This is a genomic window from Halomarina litorea, assembly GCF_024227715.1.
GTDB lineage: Archaea > Halobacteriota > Halobacteria > Halobacteriales > Haloarculaceae > Halomarina > Halomarina litorea.
In genome coordinates, this window is sequence record NZ_CP100452.1 from 63,236 (window position 1) to 84,920 (window position 21,685).

A 21,685-nucleotide genomic window follows, 5' to 3' on the forward strand; every position below is an offset into this window, starting at 1 on the left:
CATCTCGTTTCACAATTCGGAGGGGTGCGAACGAGGGGCGACGGGCGACCCCCTCGCCCTCGCCCTGCGGCGCATCGAACGCGCTATGACGCCCGGATGGGGCCTGTTCGCCCCGCTGATCGTCCCCGACGAGGAGAGCCGCCTGCAGCGCTGGCTGGCGACCCACCCCGACACGGGCGAGCGCGTCGAGCGACTGGTCGAACGCGCCGAACGGGCCGGTCGGGAACGCGGGAGGAGAATCGAGGTTCAGTAGCCCGGCGCTCAGTAGCGAGTCGCCGGAGGGTCGCGGGCCCGACGCTCGAAGAGGAGGACGCCGAGGTAGCCCCCCAGCGCGCCGAGGCCGGCGGTGTAGAGGCCGACCACCACCAGCAGGACGACGCCCAGCGCGCCCAAGCCGACGAGCGCGCCGACGACGCCGCCCTCGGGGACGATGAGGAGGAGCGAGGCGACGAACGTCACGACGGCCACGACGGGGAGCGTCGCGACGAGGCCCGCGAGCGCCCCGACCGTGAGGCCGTCGCGGCGGTGGAGGTAGCCGGCCGCCGCCCCGCCCAGCACGGGTGAGAGCGGGAGCAGCGAGAGGAGGAACATCACCACCGCGCCGACGAGGGCGTGGAGGAGGAGACCGCCGCGCGGTCCCGTGGCTGTTTGCGTGCCGGTCGTCTCGGTCATCGTACTACTCGAAGGCCGTCCGAGGGGATAAACCGGCGTACCGGCGGAGCGGCGGAACGGCGAACCGACGACCGCGCTGGAGTCAGGCCTCCTGTTTGACCTTGTCGGCGAACTTCTCTTTCACCTTCCGAATCTTCGGGTCGGCGTTGAACTGGCAGTAGGCGTCGCCGGGGTTCTTCTCGTAGTAGTTCTGGTGGTACTCCTCGGCCTCGTAGAACGTCTCCAGTTCGTTCACCTCGGTGACGATGGGGTCGCCGTAGGTATCCTCGGCCTCCAGTTCCTCGATGAACGACTCCGCGAGTTCCCGCTGGTCCTCGTCGTGGTAGAATATCGCGGAGCGGTACTGCGTGCCCACGTCCGGCCCCTGCCGATTCAGTTGGGTGGGGTCGTGGACCGTGAAGAACACGGCGAGCAGTTCCTCGTAGCCGATGACGTCGGGGTCGTAGCGGAACTGGATGGCCTCGGCGTGGCCCGTCTCGCCGCGACAGACCGCCTCGTAGGTGGGGTCCTCGACGTGCCCGCCGCAGTAGCCGGAGGTCACGTCGGAGACGCCCTCCAGTTCCTCGAAGGCGGCCTCGGTACACCAGAAGCAGCCGCCCGCGAACGTGGCGCGCGTCTCGGAGTCGGTGGTCGTCATCGTCGGCCGTAGGACCCCCAGACGCTAAACTCCCGCGACGAGTCGGGCGAGGAACACCACTATGTACCTCGGTCACATTCCGAGTTCCAATGGCTGAACAGGCGGGAACGGGCGCTCCCTTCCACGACAAGTCGACGACGGACGTCCTCGAACGTGTCACCGACGCCGTCTTCGCGCTCGACGGGGAGGGGCGCTTTACGTACCTCAACGAGCGTGCCGAGCACATCTTCGGACGCGACGGGGAGGAACTACTCGGGGAGGTCGTCTGGGAGGCGTTCCCCGAGGCGACGGACTCCACGGTCCGGGACGCCCACGAACGGGCGATGGCGACGCAGGAACCCGTCTCCTTCGAGGAGTACTACGCGCCGCTCGATAGCTGGGTCGAGATGCGCGCGTACCCCTCCGAGACCGGCCTCTCGGTGTACCTGCGCGACGTCACCGACCGCGTCCGCCGGGAGAACCGACTGGAGGGCCGCGAGCGCGCCCTCCGCCGCGCCTACGAGGTCCTCGCGGGGAACGACCGGACGTTCGAGGAGAAGGTCGACGCGCTGCTGGAGGTGGTCCGGGAAGCCGTCGGGACGAGGTACGCGACGCTCTCGCGCGTCCGGGACGACGAGTACGTCTTCGAGGCCATCGCCGTGCCGGACGGCACCGACGTCCAGCCCGGCGAGCGCATCCCGCTCGACGTGACGAACTGCGAGCGCGTCGTCTCGAGCGGCCAGTCGCTCGTCCTCGACGACATCGAGGGGGACGCCCCGGACCTGGCGGCCCGCGAGGGGAACCGCAAGTGGGGGGTCTCCTGCTACCTCGGCGCGCCGGTGTATCGCGACGGCGACCTGTACGGGACGTTCTGCTTCTACGATACGGAACCGCGGGTCGAACCCTTCAGCGACTGGGAGGTGACGTTCGTCGAACTCCTCAGTGACTGGGTGAGCCACGAACTCGACCGGAAGCACCACCTCGACCAGTTGGCCGTGCTCGACGAACTCGGCGGCGTCGTCCGCGAGGTGACGGCCGCCGTCGTCGACCAGTCGACCCGCGAGGAACTGGAGACCGTCGCCTGTCGGGGCCTCGCCGAGGCCGACGCCTACCGGTTCGCGTGGGTCGGCGGCGTCGACCAGACTCGAGGACAGGTAGCCCCGCGCGCGACGGTCGGGGCCGGCGACTACCTCGACGCCGCCGACCTCACCTACGGGGAGGACGTCGACAACACACCGCTCGGACGGGCGGTGCAGACGGGGACGGTGCAGGTCGGCCGCGTCGGGGGGTTCGGGTCGGACGGGGGCTCTTGGGAGGCGCGGGCCGAGCGCCACGGGGTCGAGTGCTGGGCGGCGGTCCCCATCACCGACGAGGGGACGGTGTACGGGGTGCTGAACGTCTACTCCGCGCGGCCAGACGCCTTCCGCGACCAGGAACTGCAGATGGTCGAGCAACTCGGGGAACTGGTGGGCCACGCCATCACGGCCACCCAGCGCAAGGAGTCGCTGATGAGCGAGGACGTCGTCGAGGTGGAGTTCGAGGTCCGGAGCGCGTTCCCGGAGGCCGACCGTCGCGGGGAGGCGGGGATGGTGCGGTTCGACCGGACGGTCTCGGTCGGCGTCGACGACTACCTTCTCTACGGCGGAGCCGACGACGCGGGCATAGAGACGCTGCGCGCGGTGGCGGACCGACAGCCCGAGTGGCAGTCACTGGAGGTGCTGAGCGACCGCGGCGCCGAGACGCGCTTCGAACTCCACCTCTCCGAACCGCCGGTCGTCTCCACCGTCGCCGCACACGGGGGGCGCGTCGAGTCGGCGCGTCTCGACGGGAGCACCTACCGGCTGACGGTCCACCTCCCGCACGGGGCGGACGTCCACACGCTGGTCGACGGGGTCCAGCAGTCGTACCCCGACGCGGAGGTCATCGCCCAGCGCCGGACCGCACAGCGCGAGGACGCGGGCACCGACCTCCCCACCACGCTCCTCGACGGCCTCACGGACCGACAGCGAGCGACCGTCGAGGCCGCCTTCTACGGCGGGTTCTTCGAGTGGCCGCGCGACAGCACGGGCGAGGAACTCGCGTCCTCGATGGGCGTCTCGCCCGCGACGTTCCACCAGCACCTCCGGACCGGCGAGCGCAAGATACTGGCCGCGCTGCTGGCGAGCGACGACTGAGCCAGCGGCGACTCGGCGGGCGATTGTATAGCGACATACGCTGTATTCGCTCGTAGTCGTCCGATTTCGGTGGCGAGAGTGTTCGGCGGGCCGTTCTCTCCTGTCAGAGAGCGCACTCCGGTGTAGTCCAGTAAACCAAAGTGCTTCGAGCGGCATCGCGCCGTCCGTCGGTCGGCCACCCCAACCGATCCCGCCCCCGCGTACGACACGGCAGACAGACAGTCACGTTGGCGAACTGCTTATTGCGTCGAAGAACAAACTATACCACAGTAATCGACCACTCTCTACCATGCACGTACTCAATCTCGTCTCCTCTACGGGAACGCCGCTGTTGCAACAACAACTCCCCGAACTCGAGCGGCAGGGCGTGAAGTCGACGGTCCTCTCGGTGCCGGGCAAGTACAACCCGAGCGGGCAGCGCTCGATATCCAACTACGTCCACCTCTGGGGGACCGTGCTCCGCCACACCATCCGGAACGGGGACTACGACCTCATCCACGCGAACTACGGCCTCCTCGCGCCCATCGCCCTCGCACAGCCCAGTTCGCTCCCCGTCGTCTGTTCGCTCTGGGGGACGGACCTCTACGGCAACTTCGGCTGGGCGGTCCGACGGGCCGCCCGACGCTGCGACGCCGTAGTCGTGATGTCCGAGAAGATGCGCGAGGACCTGGGTGGGGACTGCGTCGTCATCCCGCACGGCATCGACTTCGAGAAGTTCAAACCCCGGCCACAGGCCGAAGAGCGCGAGCACCTCGGGTGGGACCCCGACGCCCACCACGTCCTGTTCCCCTACTCGCCCCGCCGCGAGGTCAAGGACTACCCGCGGGCCGAGCGTGTCATCAGCGCCGTCGACGACCGGGTCGAGGAGTCGGTCTACCTCCAGGTCGTCCAGGGTATCACCCACGACAAGGTCGCGCGCTACCACAACGCGTCCGACGCACTCCTGCTGACGTCGCGGTACGAGGGGATGCCCAACTCCGTCAAGGAGGCCCTCGCGTGCAACCTCCCGGTCGTCTCGACGGACGTGGGCGACGTGGCCCGACGGCTGGAGGGCGTCAGGCCCTCGGCCGTCTGTGACACCGACGAGGAACTGGTCGACGCGATGGTCGACGTCCTGGAGCGCGGCGAGCGCTCGAACGGGCGCGAACAGATCGCCGACCTCCGACTCGAACGGACCGTCGAACGCCTGCGGGAGGTCTACCGGGACGTCTCGCAGTGAGCGGCGGTCGGTGAGGCGCGCCGACTACCGGCCGAGGAGTGCTCGCGTGAGACCGGCGAGCCTGCGGAGCGCCCCGCGACCCCACCGCGCAAGGCCCTCTCGGAGGAACCGGGCGACGACCTCGGGCGGTTCGTCGGCGCCCCCGTCGGGACCGGGACCGGCACCGCCGGCCTCGTCGCTCGGAGCCATAACTACCGAACGACGACACTACGACACCACAAAGACGTATCGGCCCGGACGACCCGGAGTGCGCTCCGGGGACCGTCGAGTCGTCGACGCAGCGGCGAAAGCGCGTTCGGGCCCGGGGGCCACACTGCCGGGCCGTACTGCGTGATAGCCGTCGGGTCCCACGTCCCGACGGGCGAGGCTAGCGACGTTCCTCTCATACAACTCCTGCCTGCGAGTCCACAGTGGGCCGGAGATACCTCTCCCGACCGACGCGACAGTGGCACGGACCGGTCCGCCCGACCGGCGAGCACAGCCAGTCGAACCATCTAGTTTGACTAATCAGTATAACTATCCAGTATGACCAGTTATACCAATCAAACAGTCGGGGCGGAGAGGAGTCGACTGCGGCGGTCTGAGCTCGTGGCGCGGACGGCGAACGCGGCCGGGGAACGTCATCAGTGCGACAGGGCGAACGTGGCGACGGTGAGGTCGACGACACCGCCGACGGGACGGACCGCGACGTCACATCTCGCGCCGAGGCCGGCCCAAGTGTCAGCTCGTCGAATAGTTCGAGTACCGTCGCGAGAAGCGCGCCGTCAGGAGTCCGGCGACGGCACCGACGGCGACACGCGGAGCGTGTCAACGACTCGTACGAACGGTGGGCGGTCCGCGTACGTGAGGGTTCGGCCGCCGTGCGCGGGGGGAAAGGGGAGGAGGGAGAAGAGCGCGAGAAGGGGGAGGAGGGGGAGTTACGGCGACGGGACGTGTTCGGCCGCCCGGAGCAGTTCCTTGTAGCGGGTGCGGATGGTCACGTCGCTCACGTCGGCGACGCGGCTGACCTGCGCCTGTGTGACGCCCTCGTCGGCGAGCGAGGCGGCGGCGTAGACGGCGGCGGCCGCCAGCGCGACGGGACTGCGCCCGTCGAGCAGGTGGTGTTCGTCGCCCACGTCGAGCAGTTCCTTCGCGACCCGCTCCGTGTCCGGCGAGAGGTCGAGGTCGGAGACGAACCGGCGGACGTAGTTGCGCGGGTCGGCCAGCTGGACCGCGAGACCGAGTTCGCGGACGAGGTAGCGGTACGCCCGCTTGAACTCCAGTTCGTCCACCCGGCTCACCTCCGTCACCTCGCTGATGGAGCGGGGCGTGCCGGCCTGCCGGGCGGCGGCGTACAGCGCGCTGGTCGCGATGGCCTCGATGGACCGCCCCGGCAGGAGGCTCTCCTCGAGCGCCCGGCGATAGATGACGCCCGCCGTCTCGCGGACGTCGCGGGGCAACGAGAGGGAACTCGCCATGCGGTCGATTTCGGCGAGCGCCTGCTTCAGGTTCCGTTCCTTGTTGTTGCGGACGACGAACCGCTCGTCCCACGTCCGGAGTCGCTGGACGTGGCGGTACTGCTGGGGCGAGAGCGCCCGCCCGTAGGCGTCCTTGTTCTGCCAGTCGATGGTCGTCGTCAGCCCCTTGTCGTGTCTGAGGGGCGTCGTCGGCGCGCCGCCGCGGTTGCGCGCGTGGTCCTCGGCGGCGTTGTACGCGCGCCACTCCGGACCGTAGTCGACTGCACGCTCCGCGACGACCAGTCCGCACTCGGCGCAGACCGTCTCGCCGTGCGTCGTGTCCGGGACGAGAAGCCCGCCGCACTCGGGGCAGTTCCGACTGGACCCCCGGTCGCCCTCCGGCCCCGCTTTCTCGGCCGAACCCCCGACAGGTTCCGCCGCTCGTTCGTCCGCGCTGTCCGCGTCGCGTCGGTCGACGTCAGCCTGGTACTGCGTTTCGCTCATTGGAGTCACCTCCGGTGGCCGGGGGTCGCTCCGAACCGGAACGAAGGTCACCCGCGAGTCGGTCACCGCTATCCCGGAGTTGGCGGGGTAAGCTAATAATTGTAAGCTAACTGTCCAGTAGGACGGTAACGTGTGGGTCGACACGTTGAGGAGTGGTAAGTCCCCTACTCGGCGGTAGGCCCGATTCGTCGAGTCGCTCCCCGGTCGTCGCGCCGGCTGATACCGACGTACCCCGTGGTACCGTCGTAACCGTGCTGTTAGTTAACAGTTAACGCTGTAGGGGCGCTACTGGCACCTGCAGAGCGATGGTCCATCCGCTGCACCGCGCTCTAGGACGACTGATGACCTACACGCACCACCCGCCCGACCTGCACCGCGAGGACGAGCCGACCTCGGACCAGGACGTCGCCTTGACGCTCACCGGTGGACGGGTCCTCCTCTACGACTCCCGGAACCACCGGGCGTGGATCGTCTCGAGCGCCTCCGTCGTGCTCTCCGACGCCGCCTGACGTATCCCGTTCGCCGACCCCTCCTCCCCCTTCGACGGTCCCCGACCCGTCGTACCTTCCTCCCTCCTCACGTCGGTCCCCGTGTCGTGACTGACGCGGGATCACTCGACCGCCGAACGTACCGGCCACCGTACGGTCCCGGTGGCGGAGTGCGTAGCGTCGGGGTGCAGGTCGGGGGAACGAGGACGGGGGCAAGGATGGAGGGGAGGCGGGAACGAGAGCGAAGTCGGGAGCGGAAGCCCGCGCCGGCGGCACCGTGACAGCACCGAAGAAGGGAGAGGCGACGGACGGGGGTCGGGCTACGCCGCCGACTCCTTGTCGAGTGTGCTCGATTGGTCGTCGGTGGTCTCCATGTCGATGTCGAGGTCCGGGTCGTCCTCGCCCTCGACGGTCTCGGCGTCGAACTCCACGTCGTCCTCGGTCCCCACCGCGCCGGTGCGCATCTCGGCCAGTTCCTCCTCGACGGTCTGTCTCCCCTTCTGGTACTCGCCCATCGCCTGCCCGGCGGACCGGGCGAGCTTGGGAACCTTGTTCGCGCCGAACAGCAGCAGGATGATGAACAGGATGATGAGCAACTCCATGCCACCGGGGATGGGCGCGAACTGTGCGATGACTGCTCTGAACATAGCTACTGGTATATTGCCACTCGCCCAATATAGCCTTTCTACCCCCTCACGAGGGCGTATTCGCCGCGTACGCCGGGAAGCTCCCGCGTGTACGTGAGAGAGAGCGACCCGACCGTCGCTGCGGAGACGAGGGGTACGCGACGGGTCCCGTCTCGACGGCCGAACGGAGCAGCACCGGCCGCGCGGTCGGAGCAACGGAGCCCACGAGAAGAGGTGGGTGGGTGACAGATGTGGCAAGCGTCGGTGGTCGTGGGCTCACCCGTACCTGTGTGCCGGTTGGGCTTAACTGGCGCTCTATCGCCCGTGTAATGCACCCTCGGCGGGGTAACGACGTGTCGAACCGAGAGTACGTAATGGAGTTACGTTCGCGTTAGAGGGGGGGTTATTAGGCCACGCGGTCTACTCGTCATTGAAACGGAGACGTGCACCGGGCGCGACCGTCGCGCCCGTGGCACCGTCGTCCGACCAGCGGACCCGTCGACGCCCCGCCACCTGTGGCGTCGGTGCTCCGCAGAAGGCAACGCGAACCATGTACAAGTACGCGTCTCTGGCACATCTCGTGCTCCAGTCGGGCACCCCTGGTACGGCGCCCACGTTTCCGTTTCACCTCCTCCTGATACTGGGCGTGACGGGACTCCTCCTGGTCGCACTGGCTGCCCTCCGTCCCGCCGTGAACGAGGCCACCGTCGTGGCGTTCGTCCCGTGGGTCGGCGTCGCCGCCGGGCTGGCGCTGTTCGGACGGACCGCCGCGCTCTCGCCGACGCTCACCTCGGTGCTCCGGCCGCCGCTCGTCTACCTGGTGACGCTCGACGTCGCCGCCCTGCTCTGGCTGGCGTTCCTGCTCGGACTGGTCGACTCCCGCGGGTGGTCGCCCGCGGGCGCGATGGGCATCCTCGGCCTGCTGGCCGTCTCGCCCATCGTCGGCGTCAGCGTCGCCCTCGACGGCGGGGCGGTCGAACTGTTCTGGACGGTCACCAGCGTCGCGCTGACGACCGTCGTCACGGCGACCGTGTGGGCGGTCCTCGCGCTGTACCACCCCGCGATAACCGGGCGGACGGGCGTCCTCGGCGCACTCGTGGTCTTCGGGCAGGTGCTCGACAGCATCACCACGATGGTCGGCATCGACGTCCTCGGGCTGTCGGAGCAGACCCCGCTGTCGCGGGCCGTCCTCGACCTCGCGGGCCTCCTGCCGACCGCCGACCTCCTCGGCGTCGGCTGGCTGTTCACGCTCCTCAAACTCGCGATGGCCGTCGCCATCGTCTGGACCGTCGCGGACCACCTCCACCGCCCCGCGCAGAAGTACCTCCTCCTGGGGGTCGCGGCGACGGCCGGACTCGGTCCCGGCTTCCAGAACCTCCTCCTGTACGCCATCCTCTGAGGCGCACCGCACACGACCACCAGCGAGCGACGGCACGCTATCGGCGTCACCCGCGTCGGAAGCCAGGAACCGCACGCCGGTCGCACGCGGACCGCGGACGCGCGTCCGACCGGCCCGGAGTCGAGGGAGCCATCGTCGGCCGGGAGCGCTCGCTCGGGAGCGGGACGGTCGGAGAACGCGGGTCGCGGGTGGTCGTCGGGGCGGGTCGTCGGTCGTCGGTCGTCGAATCAGTTCATCGAGAGCGTGACCTTCCACGTCGTACTGGAGGAGTACCCCCACTTCTCGATGGCGAGGTCGGTCTCGCCCCCGTTGGCGAGGACGGCCGTGATGTTCGCGCCGACCTCCTTCGGCGAGAGGCCGAGGGCCTCGCCGATCTGTCGGGACTTGAAGTACGACCGGGTCTGGGCGTGTTCCCGGAGGTAGCTCAGGATGCGTTGCTGTTTCTCGGTGTGGGTCGTGGTCGTGCTCATCGTCGTTCTGGGTGGTCTATCGCCGCGGCGTCTGTCGGCGCCGCGTGGGTCGTCGGTCGGTCTCGCCGAGGGGGTGGCCGGTCGCCAGTCGTCGGTCGCCGCCGTGAGCCCGGACGGCCTCAGCGGTCTCAGCAGAGGCCGAGGCCGCAGGCGGTGTCGAGGGCGAACCGAACCGTCCTGTCGAGGGCGACGGCCTCGAAGCCGTCGCCCTCGATGCGGATGGCCCCGGAGCGGTACGCCTCGACGACAGCCGCCGGCCCGTCGGCGGCGTTTCGGATGTCGCGAATCGTCGCCTCGTCAGTCCGGATTCGGAGGCCGGCGCTGCCGTCGCCCTCGCCGAGTTCGTAGCCCGTCACGCGGGCCTCCTCGTCGGTCGTGGCGACGAACACCGCGTCGCCGTCGCCCGTCGCCACGCGTACCTCGATTCGCTGGTCGGCCAGTCGGCCGCGCACGAGGTCGAACGCGGCGCCGACGGCGGCGGCCGTCGCCGGGTCGTCCGCGAACCGGTCGCGGATGCGCTCGCTCGCGCCGTCAAGGTGGTCGTTGTAGTCGTCGACCAGTCGGTCGACGCGAGCGAGGCGGTCGGGATGCGATTCGACGAGCTCGGCCGTCTGGTCGGGACCGACCACGCTGTCACCCGTGGACGGGGCCCCGCCGGCGACGGCGTCGGCCCGGAGCGGTGCGGTCGCGGTGAGCACGCCGGCCAGCGCGATGGTGGCCGCGAGCAACACGACGAGCATGGCACCGACGCTGCCGAGGAGCTCGTGTCTCGTCATCACGTATCGTATGACCTATCGGCCCATAAGCAGGAGCGAACCGGGCTGTAACCGTCTTACGAGTCGGTGGGGCCGCGCCGTCGTGAGGTCCCGTCGCGGCGACCGGGCCTCAGAGGCCGACGCTCATCCAGAGGAGCGTCCGCACGCCGGGGACGAGGACGAACCCGAGGACGGCGAGCAACAGGGCGTTCGAGAGTCGGGGGACCGCGCTGACCACCCGGTCGTCGAACATCCAGACGACGGCGAGGGCGACGGCGACCTGCACGAGCAACACGGGGAGGGCCGCTCCCGCCCACTGCACGACCGACGCGGGGAGCGCTGCCCGCGAGAGGTCGACGAGCACCTGGTAGAGCGGGTTGGTCGCCTCGTAGGCCGTCGGCAGGCCGAGCGCGACCGCCCAGTCGATTCCGACGACGCTCGCCACGCCGTTGACCGCGAACCCCCAGAGGACGACCAGTCCGGCCGCGCTGGTGCCCGCGAGGACGTGCGGGAACAGCCGCGCGAGGGCCGTCCAGAGGACCACCGCGAGCAGCGACGCCCCTCCGAGGACGACGAGTGGAACCGCCGGGTAGGCCCCGAGGTCAGGCGTACTGGTGGCCGCGACGACGAAGCGTCCGAGCGCGAGGCCGAGGGCCGCCAGTCCGGCGAACAGCAGGGGACGCTCGTAGCGGTCGCTCACCCCCCAGTCGACCAGCAGGACGCTCCCCACGAGGGCGAGAAGCGCGAGGAGCGCGAGCGTGAGGGTGAGCATCGGCCCCGCGAGCAGGAGGTTGGTCGGGTAGCCGACCGTGTCCGCCAGCCCGCGCGGGTAGGTGGCGCTCACGTCGCGGAGCGTGAGCACCACGCCCGCCAGCAGGACGAACGGGACCAGCGCGTAGAAGAAGCGCCGTCCGCTGCCGAGGTCACGACGCAGGGAGAGCGACAGGAACCCCAGCAGGAGGAACGCGAGCACGAGGGTGGTCACCGCCGTCCCGAGGAGCGTCGCGCCGGGGAGGGCGACGAGGCCGGTGGCCGTCGCACAGCCCTCGTGGTGGACCGAGACGACGCCTCCCTGGAGCGTCGCGCACTCGGCGGCGTACGCCTCGGCGTACAGCGGGCCGAGGAGGTGCGGCCAGAGGAACCCGTCGTACAGCAGCCCCCGCGAGACCAACATGCCGCCCGAGAGCAGCGCTACCAGCCCGGCGAGCGTCCCCAGCCACGCCTGTAGCGGGTCGACTCGATGTTGCAACGTTGCCATACGGTAGATGGCGCACCGACCTTCATACGTTCTCTGGGGAGTGACCTACCGGACGGTAGTCACCACGCGGTAAGGAGGAGAGGGGACGATAGGTGGGGGCGTCTCACGGGGCCGACTCGGCCGAGTCGGCGGCCCGGTCGGACGAGAGGTCTCGCTGATTCGGGCCGTCCCCGTCGCTCGGGGCGGCGGGCGCGTCGGCAGGCAGTGTGAGGGGTTCGACACCGACGAGTGCGGCGTGCAGGCGCTCGAGCGGACCGAGACAGACCCGCGGGTCCGTCTCGTCGGGCGGCGCGTCCGCGCCGAGTGCCGCTACCGGGCGCTCGTCTCGAAACCCACTGGTCACCTCGGTGGGTGCGGCGGCGTCCGGCGGGTCCGCGTCCTCGTCTCCCGATGGTTCTCGGGCGGTGAGGGGGCGGACGAGTCGGGACCGGGCGCGCCAAGGGCGGCGGCCGTCGCCACCCGGAGCGTCGGCGTGTGCATGAATCCCCTGACGGTGTCCACGTCGCCGTCGGTCAGGGTGTAGCCCGTCGTGACCGTTCCGCCCGGTTCGAGCCAGCAGAGGAACTCCGCGTAGGCACCCGGGTAGCGGGTCCACCCGTCCGTCCGTCCGCCGAGCGTCACCGTCTCGGGGTCGACCAACGCCGGAAACCGGTCCTGGACGCGGACCGCGACGGGGTCCGGACGCGACGACTCAAGCCGGAGACGGAAGGTCGGACCGTCCGGTCCACGGACGAGCGACTTCACGAGGGAGACCCCGTCGCGGTCGGTCCGCGTCGCCGTCGGTTCGAGTACGATCCGCCTGCCTGTCGCCGTCATGTCGTCATGGTCGGAAGTGTCGCCCGCCGGTCGGGCGGGCGTTCGTCGACGTGCCGTCCGTCGACGTGCCGTTCGTCGGTGTACCGTTCGTCGACGCGTCAGCGGGGGTGTCGGACCGCGGGCTCAGAGGCGGCGGGCCTCGAAGTCACCGTCGGCCTCCCACTCGAGCTGGACGCCCGTGCCGCGGAACTCGAGTTCGTCGGATTTCCACTCCAAGCGAATCTCGCCCGTGATGTCGAGTTCCTTGTTCTCGTCGTCCCACTCGAGCTGGATGTCCTGGCCCTTGTACTCGATCTCGCCGTCGTCGTCCTCGAAGGACTCGGTGTCGCCCACCGCGTCGAGTTCGATGTCCGCGCCGTCGGCTTCGAGGTCGATGGACTCCGACCCGATGTCGAGCGTGACTTCGAGGTCGTCGCCACCGTTGTCGGACTCGAAGTCGAGGCGGACGTCGCCGTCCGTGATGGCGAGTTCGACGTCCTGGTCGCCGTTGTTCGTCTCGAAGCTCAGGTCGCCGTAGTCGAACTCGATGTTGCGGTCGTCGTCGCGCTCGTAGTCGAGGCGGTCACCGCTCCTGACGGCCTGCCCAGAGACGTCGCCTCCGGCGACCGCGTTCGGACCGGCCCCGCCGCTCGGGGCGGCGACCGAACCGGGACCGCTCCCGGCCCCGCCACCGCCGCCGATGTCGACCGAAGTGCGCGCCCCGTCGGGGCCGAGGTCGACGGATCCGGGACCCTGTGGTCCACCCACCGCGCCCGGGCCGACGCCCGGCTCGATGGCGGCCTGCTGTGCGACGATGGTGCCGCCGGCACCAAGCGAGATGGCCGCGAGCGAGACGCCCGCCGCCTTGAGACACTGCCGTCGTGAGAACTTCGCCATTGCTGTGTACCTCGTATCATACACTAGGAGAGACGGTCATAAGCGACATTGAACGGACCAGTAACGCTCTTTCGGGTCGGTGGGGGGCTTACCGTCCCGAAAGCGAGCGAGTCGTCGGTCGGTCCGCGACGGACCCGGTTTCAGTCTCCCGAGCAGATGGGGTGACCAAACGTAGTGCAGCTACTCGAGAGCGTCCCGCCGGAGCAGGAACCCGTCGGTGGACCGGTCAGCGGACGATTTCGACCACCCCGCAGGACCCGAGATCGATGCGGTCGGTGCCGCCGTCGACGTCGGTGTCGAACGCCTCGATCCGACAGCCGCTGCCGTCGGTGTTCACGTCCACGTCCCCCCCGTTCGCGGTGACGACGACGCCGCCCTCGGTGAGCGTGACCGCCTTGCCGTCGCGGTCGAACCGGAGCAACTGGCCGTCCTGCGAGCGCAGGCGGACCTCGACCGTCCCCCGGCGGGGACGACGGCCCCGGTGGAACCGGAGTCGGTCGGTCACGAGCCGTCGTCGCTCCTCGCGGGTGAACGAGGCGGCGGAGCGGCCGTCGTGGGCGTCGGCCGCCGCCGTGTCGGCGAGACGGAGTCCGAGGACGCTACCGAGCGTCGCGGCGGCCAGCAGCCGACGCACGCGACCCGGCCGTACTGTCGGACTGTCGTCTCGTTCTCGTGGAGCGGACTCTCCTTCCCCCATAGTCGGCGATACGAGAAGCGCGGCGATAAGCGTTCGCTAACCAATACCATACTCACAGGTCGGAGGATACCGACCCGCGGGTCAGTCGTCGACGAGAACGATCGCGTCCCCGTAGACCGGGATCTCCTCGGGCGGGGAGAGGTGTTGCAGCCCCCAGTTGCCCATCGCCGCGATGATGGGCCGCAGGGACTTCCCGTGGTCGGTCAGCGAGTACTCCACTCGGAAGGGCTTCTCGCTGACGATGGCCCGATCCACGAGGTCGAGTTCCTCGAGTCCCTCCAGGTTCTCCGAGAGCACCTTGCTCGAGATACCGTCAATCTCGTTCTGTAGCGCCGAGAAGCCGAGCGTCCCGTGTTCGAGTAGCCGATGGATGATGACCGGTCGCCACTTTTTGCCGATGACGGCGGCGGTCGCGGTGATCGGACACCACTCGTCGGTGACCTGTTCGACGGTCATGGACCGAACCACCGTCTCGTCACGTGCGATGCCTTCCTCATGGCCTTCGGTAGGGAGAGCGGAGCGATAAACGTTTGGTAACACGTGACACACAAATGAGATTCGCACGTCGACGGAACGACGCCGGACGGACCGTCCGGGTCAGTCGTCGGTCGACGACACGACTTCCTGGTAGACCGGCTGTCCCTCGGGTGGGGAGAGGTGTTGCATCCCCCAGTTGCCCATCGCCGCGATGATGGGCCGCAGGGACTTGCCCTGGTCCGACAGGGTGTACTCGACGCGGAACGGGCGCTCGCTGACGATGGCCCGGTCCACGAGGTGGAGTTCCTCGAGGTACTCGAGGTTCTCCGAGAGCACCTTGCTCGAGATGCCGTCGACTTCGCTTTGCAACGCAGAGAAGCCGAGGCCCCCGTGTTCGAGTAGCCGATGGATGATGACTGGCCGCCACTTCTTGCCGATGATGGCGGCGGTGGCGGTGACGGGACACCACTGCTGTCCCGCACACCACACTTCGAGTCGCTCTGAGTTCATTGGTCACCTCGTTTATCGTCGGGGGCCCGGCCAACCGCGCCCCGATAGGCGGGGCGAGGCTCCCCCGCTCGCGTGCAGTCGAGCGGGGGACGCCGGGCGGGGTCCGACGATATCAGACGCGGCGTGCCTCGAAGTCGGTCTCGGCGCCGTCGTTCCACTCGAGGGAGACGGTCTCGCCGACGTACTCGAGTTCGGTGCCGTCGTAGTCGATGGAGACGTTGTCGTCGGCGTACTCGAAGTCGGTCTCGCCGTTGGCCTCGTGTTCGATCTTGACGTCGCCGGAGACGTCCAGTTCGTTCGTGTTGTCGTCGTACTCGAACTGGATGGCGTCGCCCTTGTACTCGATCTCGCGGTCGTCGTCCTCGAAGGTCTCGGAGTTGCCCTCGGCTTCGAACTCGATGTCGCCGGTGTCGTTGCGTTCGAAGTCGACCATCTCGCCGCCGACTTCGACCATGACCTCGACGTCACCGTCGCTCATCTCGAGGCTGACCTCGACGTCGCCGTCGCTGACGGTCAGTTCGACGTCGCCGTCGGTCGTCTCGAGACTGACGCCCGCATCGACGTCGTCGAGGTCGATGTCGCCGTCGTCGGTCTCGAAGGAGACGCCCTCGAAGTCGAACTCGAGGTTGCCGTTCTCGTCGCGCTCGTAGTCGAGGCGGTCGCTACCGCTGCCCGTCTGTGCGGGGCCGGTGGCGGGACCCGCCACGGCGCCGGGGGCCTGCGGACCGGCAACGGCCGGGCTGAAGTTCCCCGCGCTGATGGTCCCGCCGACGCCCAGCGAGAGGGCGGCCAGCGAGACGCCGGCTGCCTTGATGTACTGTCGCTTAGAGATGTTCATGGGGTTGGTTGTACCTCCACGCTGAACGAGGGAGGGCGACGGAATAAGTATCTGTGAACCGTAACGTAATGCCCTTCCGTACCCCTCCGGGCGTTACGCAACCGTGCCGCGGTTACCTTCACGTACGTCGGTTACGTCCGAGGTCGGACGCGGAGGCTCCGAGCGCGAGAGAACAATCAAATTTGAGATAGTTAGTCGAGACGGTGTCACCGCTGGCCACCGGGGCGGGCGTCGATGTCGGTGTTACGGGCCGGGGGACTCGGTCTGGGGTTCGGTGGGCGTCGCGGACGGCGTCGTCGCGACCCCCCGGAGGTCCTCGACCTGGTCGACGGCGTCGTCGACGAGTTCGACCGCCTCCTCGACGAGTGCCTCGGCGTCCTCCAGTTCCTCGATATCGAGGCGGCCGCGCACCTCCTCGACGGTGTCCAGTAGTCGCTCGACGCTCCGGCCGGCCGTCCGCTGGGCGCGCGAGGCGGCCCGCACCGCGGTGCGTTCGTCGCGCGTCAGTTCCTCGTCGAAGGCCCGCTGAACCGTTCGGTCGACGTCGAACAGAGCCGCCCCGGCCAGCCCGAGTTCCGACTCGGCCGTGTCGAGGCTCCCCCCGAGGTCGGCGTTCAGTCCCTCGACGCTCGTGCGCGCGGAGTCGAGTCCGGAGACGGCGTCCTCGGCGGCCTCCATGCCCTCCCTCAGTTCCTCGAGGATGGTGTCGATGTCGGCGCCGGTGCGGGCGTCGTCCAGCGCCTCGAGCGCTTCGAGGATAGCTATCTCGGCCTCGAACAGTTTCTCCTCGGCCTCCTCGACGACGTCCTCGGTCTCATCGGCGTCCTCGGCGGCGGCCTGTAGCGCCAGTTCGGCGCGTCGGAGCGGCGCCTCCGCCGTCTTGAGGTCGGCCAGCACCTCGCGGAGGGTGGCCCGGGCCGCCTCGCGTTCGGACGTGGAGCGGCCGTCGTCCTCGTCGTCGTCCGTCTGGGCGAGCGGTCCGCCCCGTAAGGTCCCCGGGAGCGCCAGCACCGCGCCGGTGACCGCGAGGAGTTTCAGGAACACCCGACGCGGTCCCGCGGCTGGTTGCGCTTGCGTGTCTAGTGCCATCACGGCCTCTAGCGCAAGCGAGGTATTGAGACTTCTTCGTGGGTTCTGGAGGGTTCAGCCGGAACACAGGTCAGCCTCGCCGAATACGTCGCGGTTGGTCGGTTTCGGCGAGGTAACCTAGCGGTCGCCGCGAGCGCACGACCGACGAAAAGGGGCCGTCGACGGAATCGGGCCGGGTCACTTGGCGAGTTCGAGCGCGAACGGCGGTTCGGTGTACTCCTCGACGGCCTCCTCGCCGACGGGTACGTCGAGCCACTCGAGGCCCCATGCGAGCATCGACCCGGTAACGCCCTGAAGCGAGTGTCCTCGCTCGGTCAGCGAGTACTCCACCCGGAAGGGCTTCTCGCTGACGATGGCCCGGTCGACGAGGCCGTTCTCCTCGAGGTTGAGGAGGCTCTCGGAGAGCACCTTGCTCGAGAGCCCCTCGATTCGCTCCTGCAACGTGGCGTACCCCAGTGGGCCCTGCGTGAGGAGGACGTAGACGATGACGGGGTTCCACTTCCGACCCACAATCTTCGCTACGGTCGCGAGCGTCTGTTCGAACTCGTACAGTAGATGCTCGTCGGCTATCGCTCCGTCGAAACGGTCGTGTTTTGCTGGCATCGGTCACACCCTGGATTATCTACAGGTAGGGGCTACAAGGGGGATAACCCGGACCCGAACCACGGCGGTTCCCCCGGAGTTACCTCACTCTGAGCCCTCGAACAGCGCCTCCAGCAGGTGGTGGTGGGCCTTCCGCAGGTGTTCGTGGAACGTCGACGGCGAGATGCCGATGACGGCGGCGATCTCCTCGGCGGTACTCGCCCGCGGCCACTCGTAGTAGCCGCCGAAGTACGCCGACTGGAGGACCGTCCGCTGGCGCTCCGTGAGCGACCCGAGCGCCGACGCCGTCACGACGCCCGAGAGCGAGGCCGTCGGGACGACGTGCTGTTTGCGGACCAACTGGACGTCGTCGTGGCGCGCGCGGTAGGTGTCGACCAGCGCGCGCACGTCCGTCCCGGCGGGCACCTCGACGACGATGCGGCTCTCGCCCGGGCGGGCGGTCACCGACCGGATGCTCGCGCCGAGTTCGAGGAGCGTGTGGAGCTTCGAGGCCGTCACGACGAACTCGAAGAGGCCGCCGTTCTCGTGACCGCTGACGACCCGGTGGCGTTCGACGTTCGGCGACTCAGCCGCGAACGCGGACACCGCCTCGGGCGGCGCTCCCTCGACGGCGACGTACCGGATGAACCGCCCGTCGACCGTGGGGCCGGCCCAGACGAGTTCGCACTCGCAGTCCAGCGCGTCGCAGAGCTGGATGAAGAAGAGCTCCCGGTCCGTCGCGCGGAACTCCAGTTCGATGGTGGGCGCGTCGGGGACGAGCGTCATCGCGGCCGCCGTGACGGCGAACCCGACGAGTTCGCCGAGGGCGCGCACGCTCGCCAGTTCCTCCTCGCCGAACGCCGAGAGCCGGGGCGCACTCACGAGGAGCGCCCCGTAGACGACGCTCCCGTGGGCGACCGGCACCGCGGCGAGCGCGCGGCAGCCGGCGGCGACGGCCGGGCGCGCGCCGGGAGGGAGCGTCGGGTCGTCGCGGAGCCAGCGGGCCACCCAGTGCTCGCCGTCGTAGAGCCGTTCGACGACGGGCGTGCCGTCGCTCCCGTCGAGGGCGACGACCACGTCGAACAGGTCCGTCGACGTGCCCGCGCTCGCCCGCGGGGTGGCCGCGCCGTCGGCGGCCCGACCGAGGATGCACGCATCCGCGTACAGGTCGGAGGCGACGAGGCGATCACAGACCGACTGCTCGATGTCCGCGCGGGTGGGGGCGGCGACGACGGCCTGGACGATGTCCCGGACGAGCGCGTTCGCCCGACCGAGTCGGTCCAGCGACTCGCGGGTCCGGCGGACCTGTTCCTCGCGGCGGCACAGCAGGTCCTCCCGGCGGGCGGCGTCGAACGCGGAGACGAGCGTCGTCCCCGTCAGTTCCGCGAGGCGCAGCGTGAGGGCCGTCTCGTCCGGGACGGCGAGGGCGACGCTGAACACCCCGTAGTCGCCGAGGGGGACGTGGACCTGCCGGGCCCCGTCGCGGTGTTCGACGATCGTCTGCCTCGTGGCGTACGCCCGCCCGAGGGGCGTGGTGTCGTCCGCCGGCACCCGGTCGTCGGGCGCTCCGTCCCCGGTCGTCGCCACCACCGTCAGGTAGTCCGTCTCCTCGTCGTGGAGCCGAACGGTGTTCCGCTCGAACCCGAGGTGCCGGGCGGCGAAGCGCGACCCGAGGCGGGCGACGGCGGTGGGCGTCCGCGCCCGGAGCAGTTCGCCGGTGAGGTCGTACAGCGCGACGAGGCGCCGTTCGGTCGTCGAGCGCTGGGAGACGTCGTGGACGACGACGAGCAGGTGGGGGCGACCCCCGAGGTCGAGCGTCGTCCCCGTCACCTCCACGGGGACCGACCGGCCGTCGGCGTGCCGGGAGTGGAGTTCGCCCGTCCAGCCGGCACCCTCCTCGGAGACCGACCGGACGAACGCCCGGAACGACTCGTCCTCCCCGGGGAAGAGCTGTGACGGGGCGCACGCGAGCAACGCCTCGCGCCCGTACCCGAAGAGGTCGCAGGCGCGGGGGTTGCACTCGCGGACGCGGTCGGCCTCGATGTCGACGACGAGGACGGCGTCGTTCCCGTACTCGAAGGTCCGCCGGAGGTAGGCGTACTCGGGGGGACGCTCGACGGGGATGACCACCGCGGTCAGCAGTCGCTCGCCCTCGTGGTCGACCGGCGCGGTGCGGAGCGCGACGGGCCTGGCCGAGCCGTCGGCACCGACCGCGTCGAGCGTCCGCATCCGTCTGTCGCCGGATTCGAGGGGCGTCGCACCGAGCGTGTCGGGGAAGAGGCGGTCGACGGCGGTTCCCACGAGCGCGCCGGGGTCGTATCCCAACACGGCGGCGGCCCGGTCGGTCCCGTCGACGACGACGCCGTCGGCGACGACGAGGACGCCCGCGACGGCGTCGGCCCCCACTGCTCGGACGAGGTCCTCGTCGATTATCGGCGGGTCTGCGTAAGTCGTCATCGGGAGTCACCAGCGCCCCGGGGCGCGACAGCACTGTGTTTCCGAAGGGACGACAGCCACCTAAGTGTATCGTGAACATCATTCACGGCGTGAGTCACACCCCGCCCGGAGAGTCCGTGCCGGCGAGGGGGTGGAGGACGGTGTGCGTCGCCGGGGACGCCCGCGGGGCGAGGCTCCGTCGGACGGGAACCGGTCGGTAACCCCCCATAGAACCCTTATGCGGGCGCGCCGCCTTCCAGAGCACGTGAACCCGACCCTCGCGCTGAGCCTCGCCCTCGTCGTGGTGCTCGCGGCCTGTGCCGCACCCGTCGAACCGGGCGATGGAATCGGACAGGACGGCACGACAGTACCGGACGGGCCGGTGACGGCGACGTCGGCCGACCCGGACGCGACGAACGGGTCGGAGACGCCCGGACGGGACAACGAGTCGGCGTTCGACCCGCTGGGCTGGGAGAACGGCTACTGGTACAACGCCAGCATCGACGTCGACCAGTCGGACGGCCTCTCGGCAGCGGAACTCGACGCCTACGTCTCGCGGGCGATGGCGCGCATCGAACTGCTCCGGGGGCTGGAGTTCCTCGAACCGGTCGGCGTCCGCGTCGTCAGCCGCGAGAACCACCGCCGGACCGTCGCAGAGTGGACGAACGTGACCGAGGCCGAACGCGTCTGGAACGACCAGGTGTGGGAGGCGCTGTTCGTCGTCGGCGAGGACCGCGACGTGACCGAGGAGTTCGCCGTCCTCTTCGGGTCGAACGTCTTCGGCTATTACGACCCCGAGACCGGCGACCTGGTCGTCGTCACCTCCGACGCGAACCCCGCCATCCCGACGGGCACGCTGGTCCACGAACTCGTCCACGCCCTGCAGGACCAGCACTTCGACCTCGAACGCGCCGACCTGCAGGGGGCGACACAGGACCAGCAACTCGCCGTCGACGGCCTGCTGGAGGGAGAGGCGAACTACCTGATGTACCAGTACCTCGCGCGCTGTGGCCAGTGGGAGTGCGTCGGCACGCAGGCGAGCGGGACGGCCGACGGCACCCGACCGAACGACGGGTTGCTGTACACCGTCCTCCAGCCGTACTCCGACGGTCCCGTCTTCGTCGACGCCCTCGTCCAGTTCGGTGGGTGGGAGGCGGTCGACGCCCGGTACGCCGCGCCGCCGGCCGCCACCGCCCAAATCATCGACCCGAGCGCGCCCGCGCCGGAGCCGGTCGGCTACACGGACACGGCCCGGAACGGGTGGGAGCGCTTCGACGCCGGGAAGAACGGGACCGACAGCGCGGGCGAGGCGTCCATCGCGGTCATGTTCTGGTACCAGGCGCGGGCCTACGGCGCCCCCGTGGTGGACGACCGGGCGCTGTTCGACGTGAGCGCGCGCTACGACCGCTACAACTACACGACCACCCCCTCCGACGGGTGGGCCGGCGACGTGGTCGTCCCCTACCGGAACCCGGCCGGCGGCGAGCACGGCTACGTCTGGCAGACCAAGTGGCACAGCGTCAGCGACGCCATCGAGTTCCGCGACGCCTACCTGTCGGTGCTGGCGGAACACCGCGCCGTCCAGTTCGACGGGACGACGTGGGTAATCGAGGACGGCCCGTTCGCCGACGCCTTCCGCGTCGTCTGGGACGGGCGGACCGTCACCGTCGTCAACGGTCCGACGGTTGAGTCCCTCGACGACGTCCGCCCCGACCTCGCGCGGTGACGACCCCACCCCGTCCGCGGG

24 protein-coding genes are annotated in these 21,685 nt (G+C 69.6%); 6 read left to right on the top strand and 18 right to left on the bottom strand.

All coding sequences use genetic code 11. The features are described from left to right. Positions 1–85 precede the first annotated feature (85 nt). On the top strand, positions 86–253 hold the full coding sequence (locus NKG96_RS20600) for a hypothetical protein (protein WP_438267458.1): 168 nt from the start codon (positions 86–88) through the stop codon (positions 251–253). A gap of 8 nt (positions 254–261) precedes the next feature. Here the strand turns inward: NKG96_RS20600 and NKG96_RS20605 are convergent, their stop codons facing one another. Both NKG96_RS20605 and msrA read right to left on the bottom strand, forming a co-directional pair. Beyond that, entirely contained in the window at positions 262–672 is a 411-nt protein-coding gene (locus NKG96_RS20605; protein ID WP_254538858.1) for a DUF5518 domain-containing protein, read from the bottom strand. Between the two features lie 82 nt (positions 673–754). Continuing rightward, on the bottom strand, positions 755–1,309 hold the full coding sequence (gene msrA, locus NKG96_RS20610) for a peptide-methionine (S)-S-oxide reductase MsrA (RefSeq protein ID WP_254538859.1): 555 nt from the start codon (positions 1,307–1,309) through the stop codon (positions 755–757). Between the two features lie 89 nt (positions 1,310–1,398). On the opposite strand from msrA, the gene NKG96_RS20615 reads away from it, so the two are divergent. Beyond that, positions 1,399–3,462, top strand: coding sequence for a bacterio-opsin activator domain-containing protein (locus NKG96_RS20615; RefSeq protein WP_254538860.1), 2,064 nt, complete (start codon positions 1,399–1,401; stop codon positions 3,460–3,462). 289 nt (positions 3,463–3,751) lie between these two features. Continuing rightward, positions 3,752–4,681, top strand: a complete 930-nt coding sequence (locus NKG96_RS20620; RefSeq protein ID WP_254538861.1) for a glycosyltransferase — start codon at positions 3,752–3,754, stop codon at positions 4,679–4,681. Between the two features lie 24 nt (positions 4,682–4,705). Here the strand turns inward: NKG96_RS20620 and NKG96_RS20625 are convergent, their stop codons facing one another. Both NKG96_RS20625 and NKG96_RS20630 read right to left on the bottom strand, forming a co-directional pair. Then, positions 4,706–4,870, bottom strand: a complete 165-nt coding sequence (locus NKG96_RS20625; RefSeq protein WP_254538862.1) for a hypothetical protein — start codon at positions 4,868–4,870, stop codon at positions 4,706–4,708. A 728-nt stretch (positions 4,871–5,598) separates the two neighbouring features. Continuing rightward, on the bottom strand, positions 5,599–6,621 hold the full coding sequence (locus NKG96_RS20630) for a transcription initiation factor IIB (protein ID WP_254538863.1): 1,023 nt from the start codon (positions 6,619–6,621) through the stop codon (positions 5,599–5,601). Positions 6,622–6,962: 341 nt separating this feature from the next. On the opposite strand from NKG96_RS20630, the gene NKG96_RS20635 reads away from it, so the two are divergent. Next, positions 6,963–7,130 carry a DUF7331 family protein gene (locus tag NKG96_RS20635; RefSeq protein WP_254538864.1) on the top strand — a complete coding sequence of 56 codons (168 nt, stop codon included), beginning with the start codon at positions 6,963–6,965 and terminating at the stop codon, positions 7,128–7,130. 299 nt (positions 7,131–7,429) lie between these two features. On the opposite strand, the gene tatA is transcribed toward NKG96_RS20635, so the two are convergent. Beyond that, positions 7,430–7,756, bottom strand: a complete 327-nt coding sequence (gene tatA / locus NKG96_RS20640; RefSeq protein ID WP_254538865.1) for a twin-arginine translocase TatA/TatE family subunit — start codon at positions 7,754–7,756, stop codon at positions 7,430–7,432. Between the two features lie 529 nt (positions 7,757–8,285). Between tatA and NKG96_RS20645 the strand changes: the two genes are divergently transcribed. Beyond that, positions 8,286–9,134, top strand: a complete 849-nt coding sequence (locus NKG96_RS20645; RefSeq protein WP_256558129.1) for a DUF63 family protein — start codon at positions 8,286–8,288, stop codon at positions 9,132–9,134. Positions 9,135–9,361: 227 nt separating this feature from the next. Here NKG96_RS20645 and NKG96_RS20650 read toward each other — a convergent pair whose 3' ends face one another. The 13 genes from NKG96_RS20650 to NKG96_RS20710 form a co-directional block, all read right to left on the bottom strand. Further along, positions 9,362–9,604 (bottom strand): DUF7123 family protein, encoded by a 243-nt coding sequence (locus tag NKG96_RS20650; protein ID WP_254538867.1) that lies wholly within the window; start codon positions 9,602–9,604, stop codon positions 9,362–9,364. A 128-nt stretch (positions 9,605–9,732) separates the two neighbouring features. Continuing rightward, complete coding sequence (locus tag NKG96_RS20655; protein WP_254538868.1) at positions 9,733–10,380, bottom strand: hypothetical protein; 648 nt, start codon at positions 10,378–10,380, stop codon at positions 9,733–9,735. Between the two features lie 109 nt (positions 10,381–10,489). After that, on the bottom strand, positions 10,490–11,617 hold the full coding sequence (locus NKG96_RS20660) for a DUF63 family protein (protein WP_254538869.1): 1,128 nt from the start codon (positions 11,615–11,617) through the stop codon (positions 10,490–10,492). A 103-nt stretch (positions 11,618–11,720) separates the two neighbouring features. Then, positions 11,721–11,960 carry a hypothetical protein gene (locus NKG96_RS20665; protein WP_254538870.1) on the bottom strand — a complete coding sequence of 80 codons (240 nt, stop codon included), beginning with the start codon at positions 11,958–11,960 and terminating at the stop codon, positions 11,721–11,723. Next, positions 11,957–12,433, bottom strand: coding sequence for a hypothetical protein (locus tag NKG96_RS20670; RefSeq protein WP_254538871.1), 477 nt, complete (start codon positions 12,431–12,433; stop codon positions 11,957–11,959). The genes NKG96_RS20665 and NKG96_RS20670 overlap by 4 nt, the downstream gene beginning before the upstream one ends. 123 nt (positions 12,434–12,556) lie before the next feature. Beyond that, positions 12,557–13,309 (bottom strand): hypothetical protein, encoded by a 753-nt coding sequence (locus NKG96_RS20675; protein ID WP_254538872.1) that lies wholly within the window; start codon positions 13,307–13,309, stop codon positions 12,557–12,559. Between the two features lie 226 nt (positions 13,310–13,535). Beyond that, positions 13,536–14,006: a hypothetical protein gene (locus tag NKG96_RS20680; RefSeq protein ID WP_254538873.1), complete on the bottom strand. Its 471-nt coding sequence runs from the start codon at positions 14,004–14,006 to the stop codon at positions 13,536–13,538. An 81-nt stretch (positions 14,007–14,087) separates the two neighbouring features. Further along, on the bottom strand, positions 14,088–14,462 hold the full coding sequence (locus NKG96_RS20685; protein WP_254538874.1) for a winged helix-turn-helix transcriptional regulator: 375 nt from the start codon (positions 14,460–14,462) through the stop codon (positions 14,088–14,090). Positions 14,463–14,603: 141 nt separating this feature from the next. After that, positions 14,604–14,993 (bottom strand): winged helix-turn-helix transcriptional regulator, encoded by a 390-nt coding sequence (locus tag NKG96_RS20690; RefSeq protein ID WP_254538875.1) that lies wholly within the window; start codon positions 14,991–14,993, stop codon positions 14,604–14,606. Positions 14,994–15,105: 112 nt separating this feature from the next. Next, positions 15,106–15,831 carry a DUF4097 family beta strand repeat-containing protein gene (locus NKG96_RS20695; protein WP_254538876.1) on the bottom strand — a complete coding sequence of 242 codons (726 nt, stop codon included), beginning with the start codon at positions 15,829–15,831 and terminating at the stop codon, positions 15,106–15,108. 243 nt (positions 15,832–16,074) lie between these two features. Next, positions 16,075–16,920 carry a coiled-coil domain-containing protein gene (locus tag NKG96_RS20700; protein WP_254538877.1) on the bottom strand — a complete coding sequence of 282 codons (846 nt, stop codon included), beginning with the start codon at positions 16,918–16,920 and terminating at the stop codon, positions 16,075–16,077. 177 nt (positions 16,921–17,097) lie between these two features. Continuing rightward, the gene (locus NKG96_RS20705; protein WP_254538878.1) at positions 17,098–17,523 is read right to left on the bottom strand and encodes a winged helix-turn-helix transcriptional regulator; all 426 of its coding nucleotides are present in this window, start codon (positions 17,521–17,523) and stop codon (positions 17,098–17,100) included. 84 nt (positions 17,524–17,607) lie between these two features. Next, on the bottom strand, positions 17,608–19,959 hold the full coding sequence (locus tag NKG96_RS20710) for a bacterio-opsin activator domain-containing protein (RefSeq protein WP_254538879.1): 2,352 nt from the start codon (positions 19,957–19,959) through the stop codon (positions 17,608–17,610). 244 nt (positions 19,960–20,203) lie between these two features. Between NKG96_RS20710 and NKG96_RS20715 the strand changes: the two genes are divergently transcribed. Further along, positions 20,204–21,664, top strand: a complete 1,461-nt coding sequence (locus tag NKG96_RS20715; protein ID WP_254538880.1) for an Hvo_1808 family surface protein — start codon at positions 20,204–20,206, stop codon at positions 21,662–21,664. Positions 21,665–21,685: the final 21 nt, after the last annotated feature.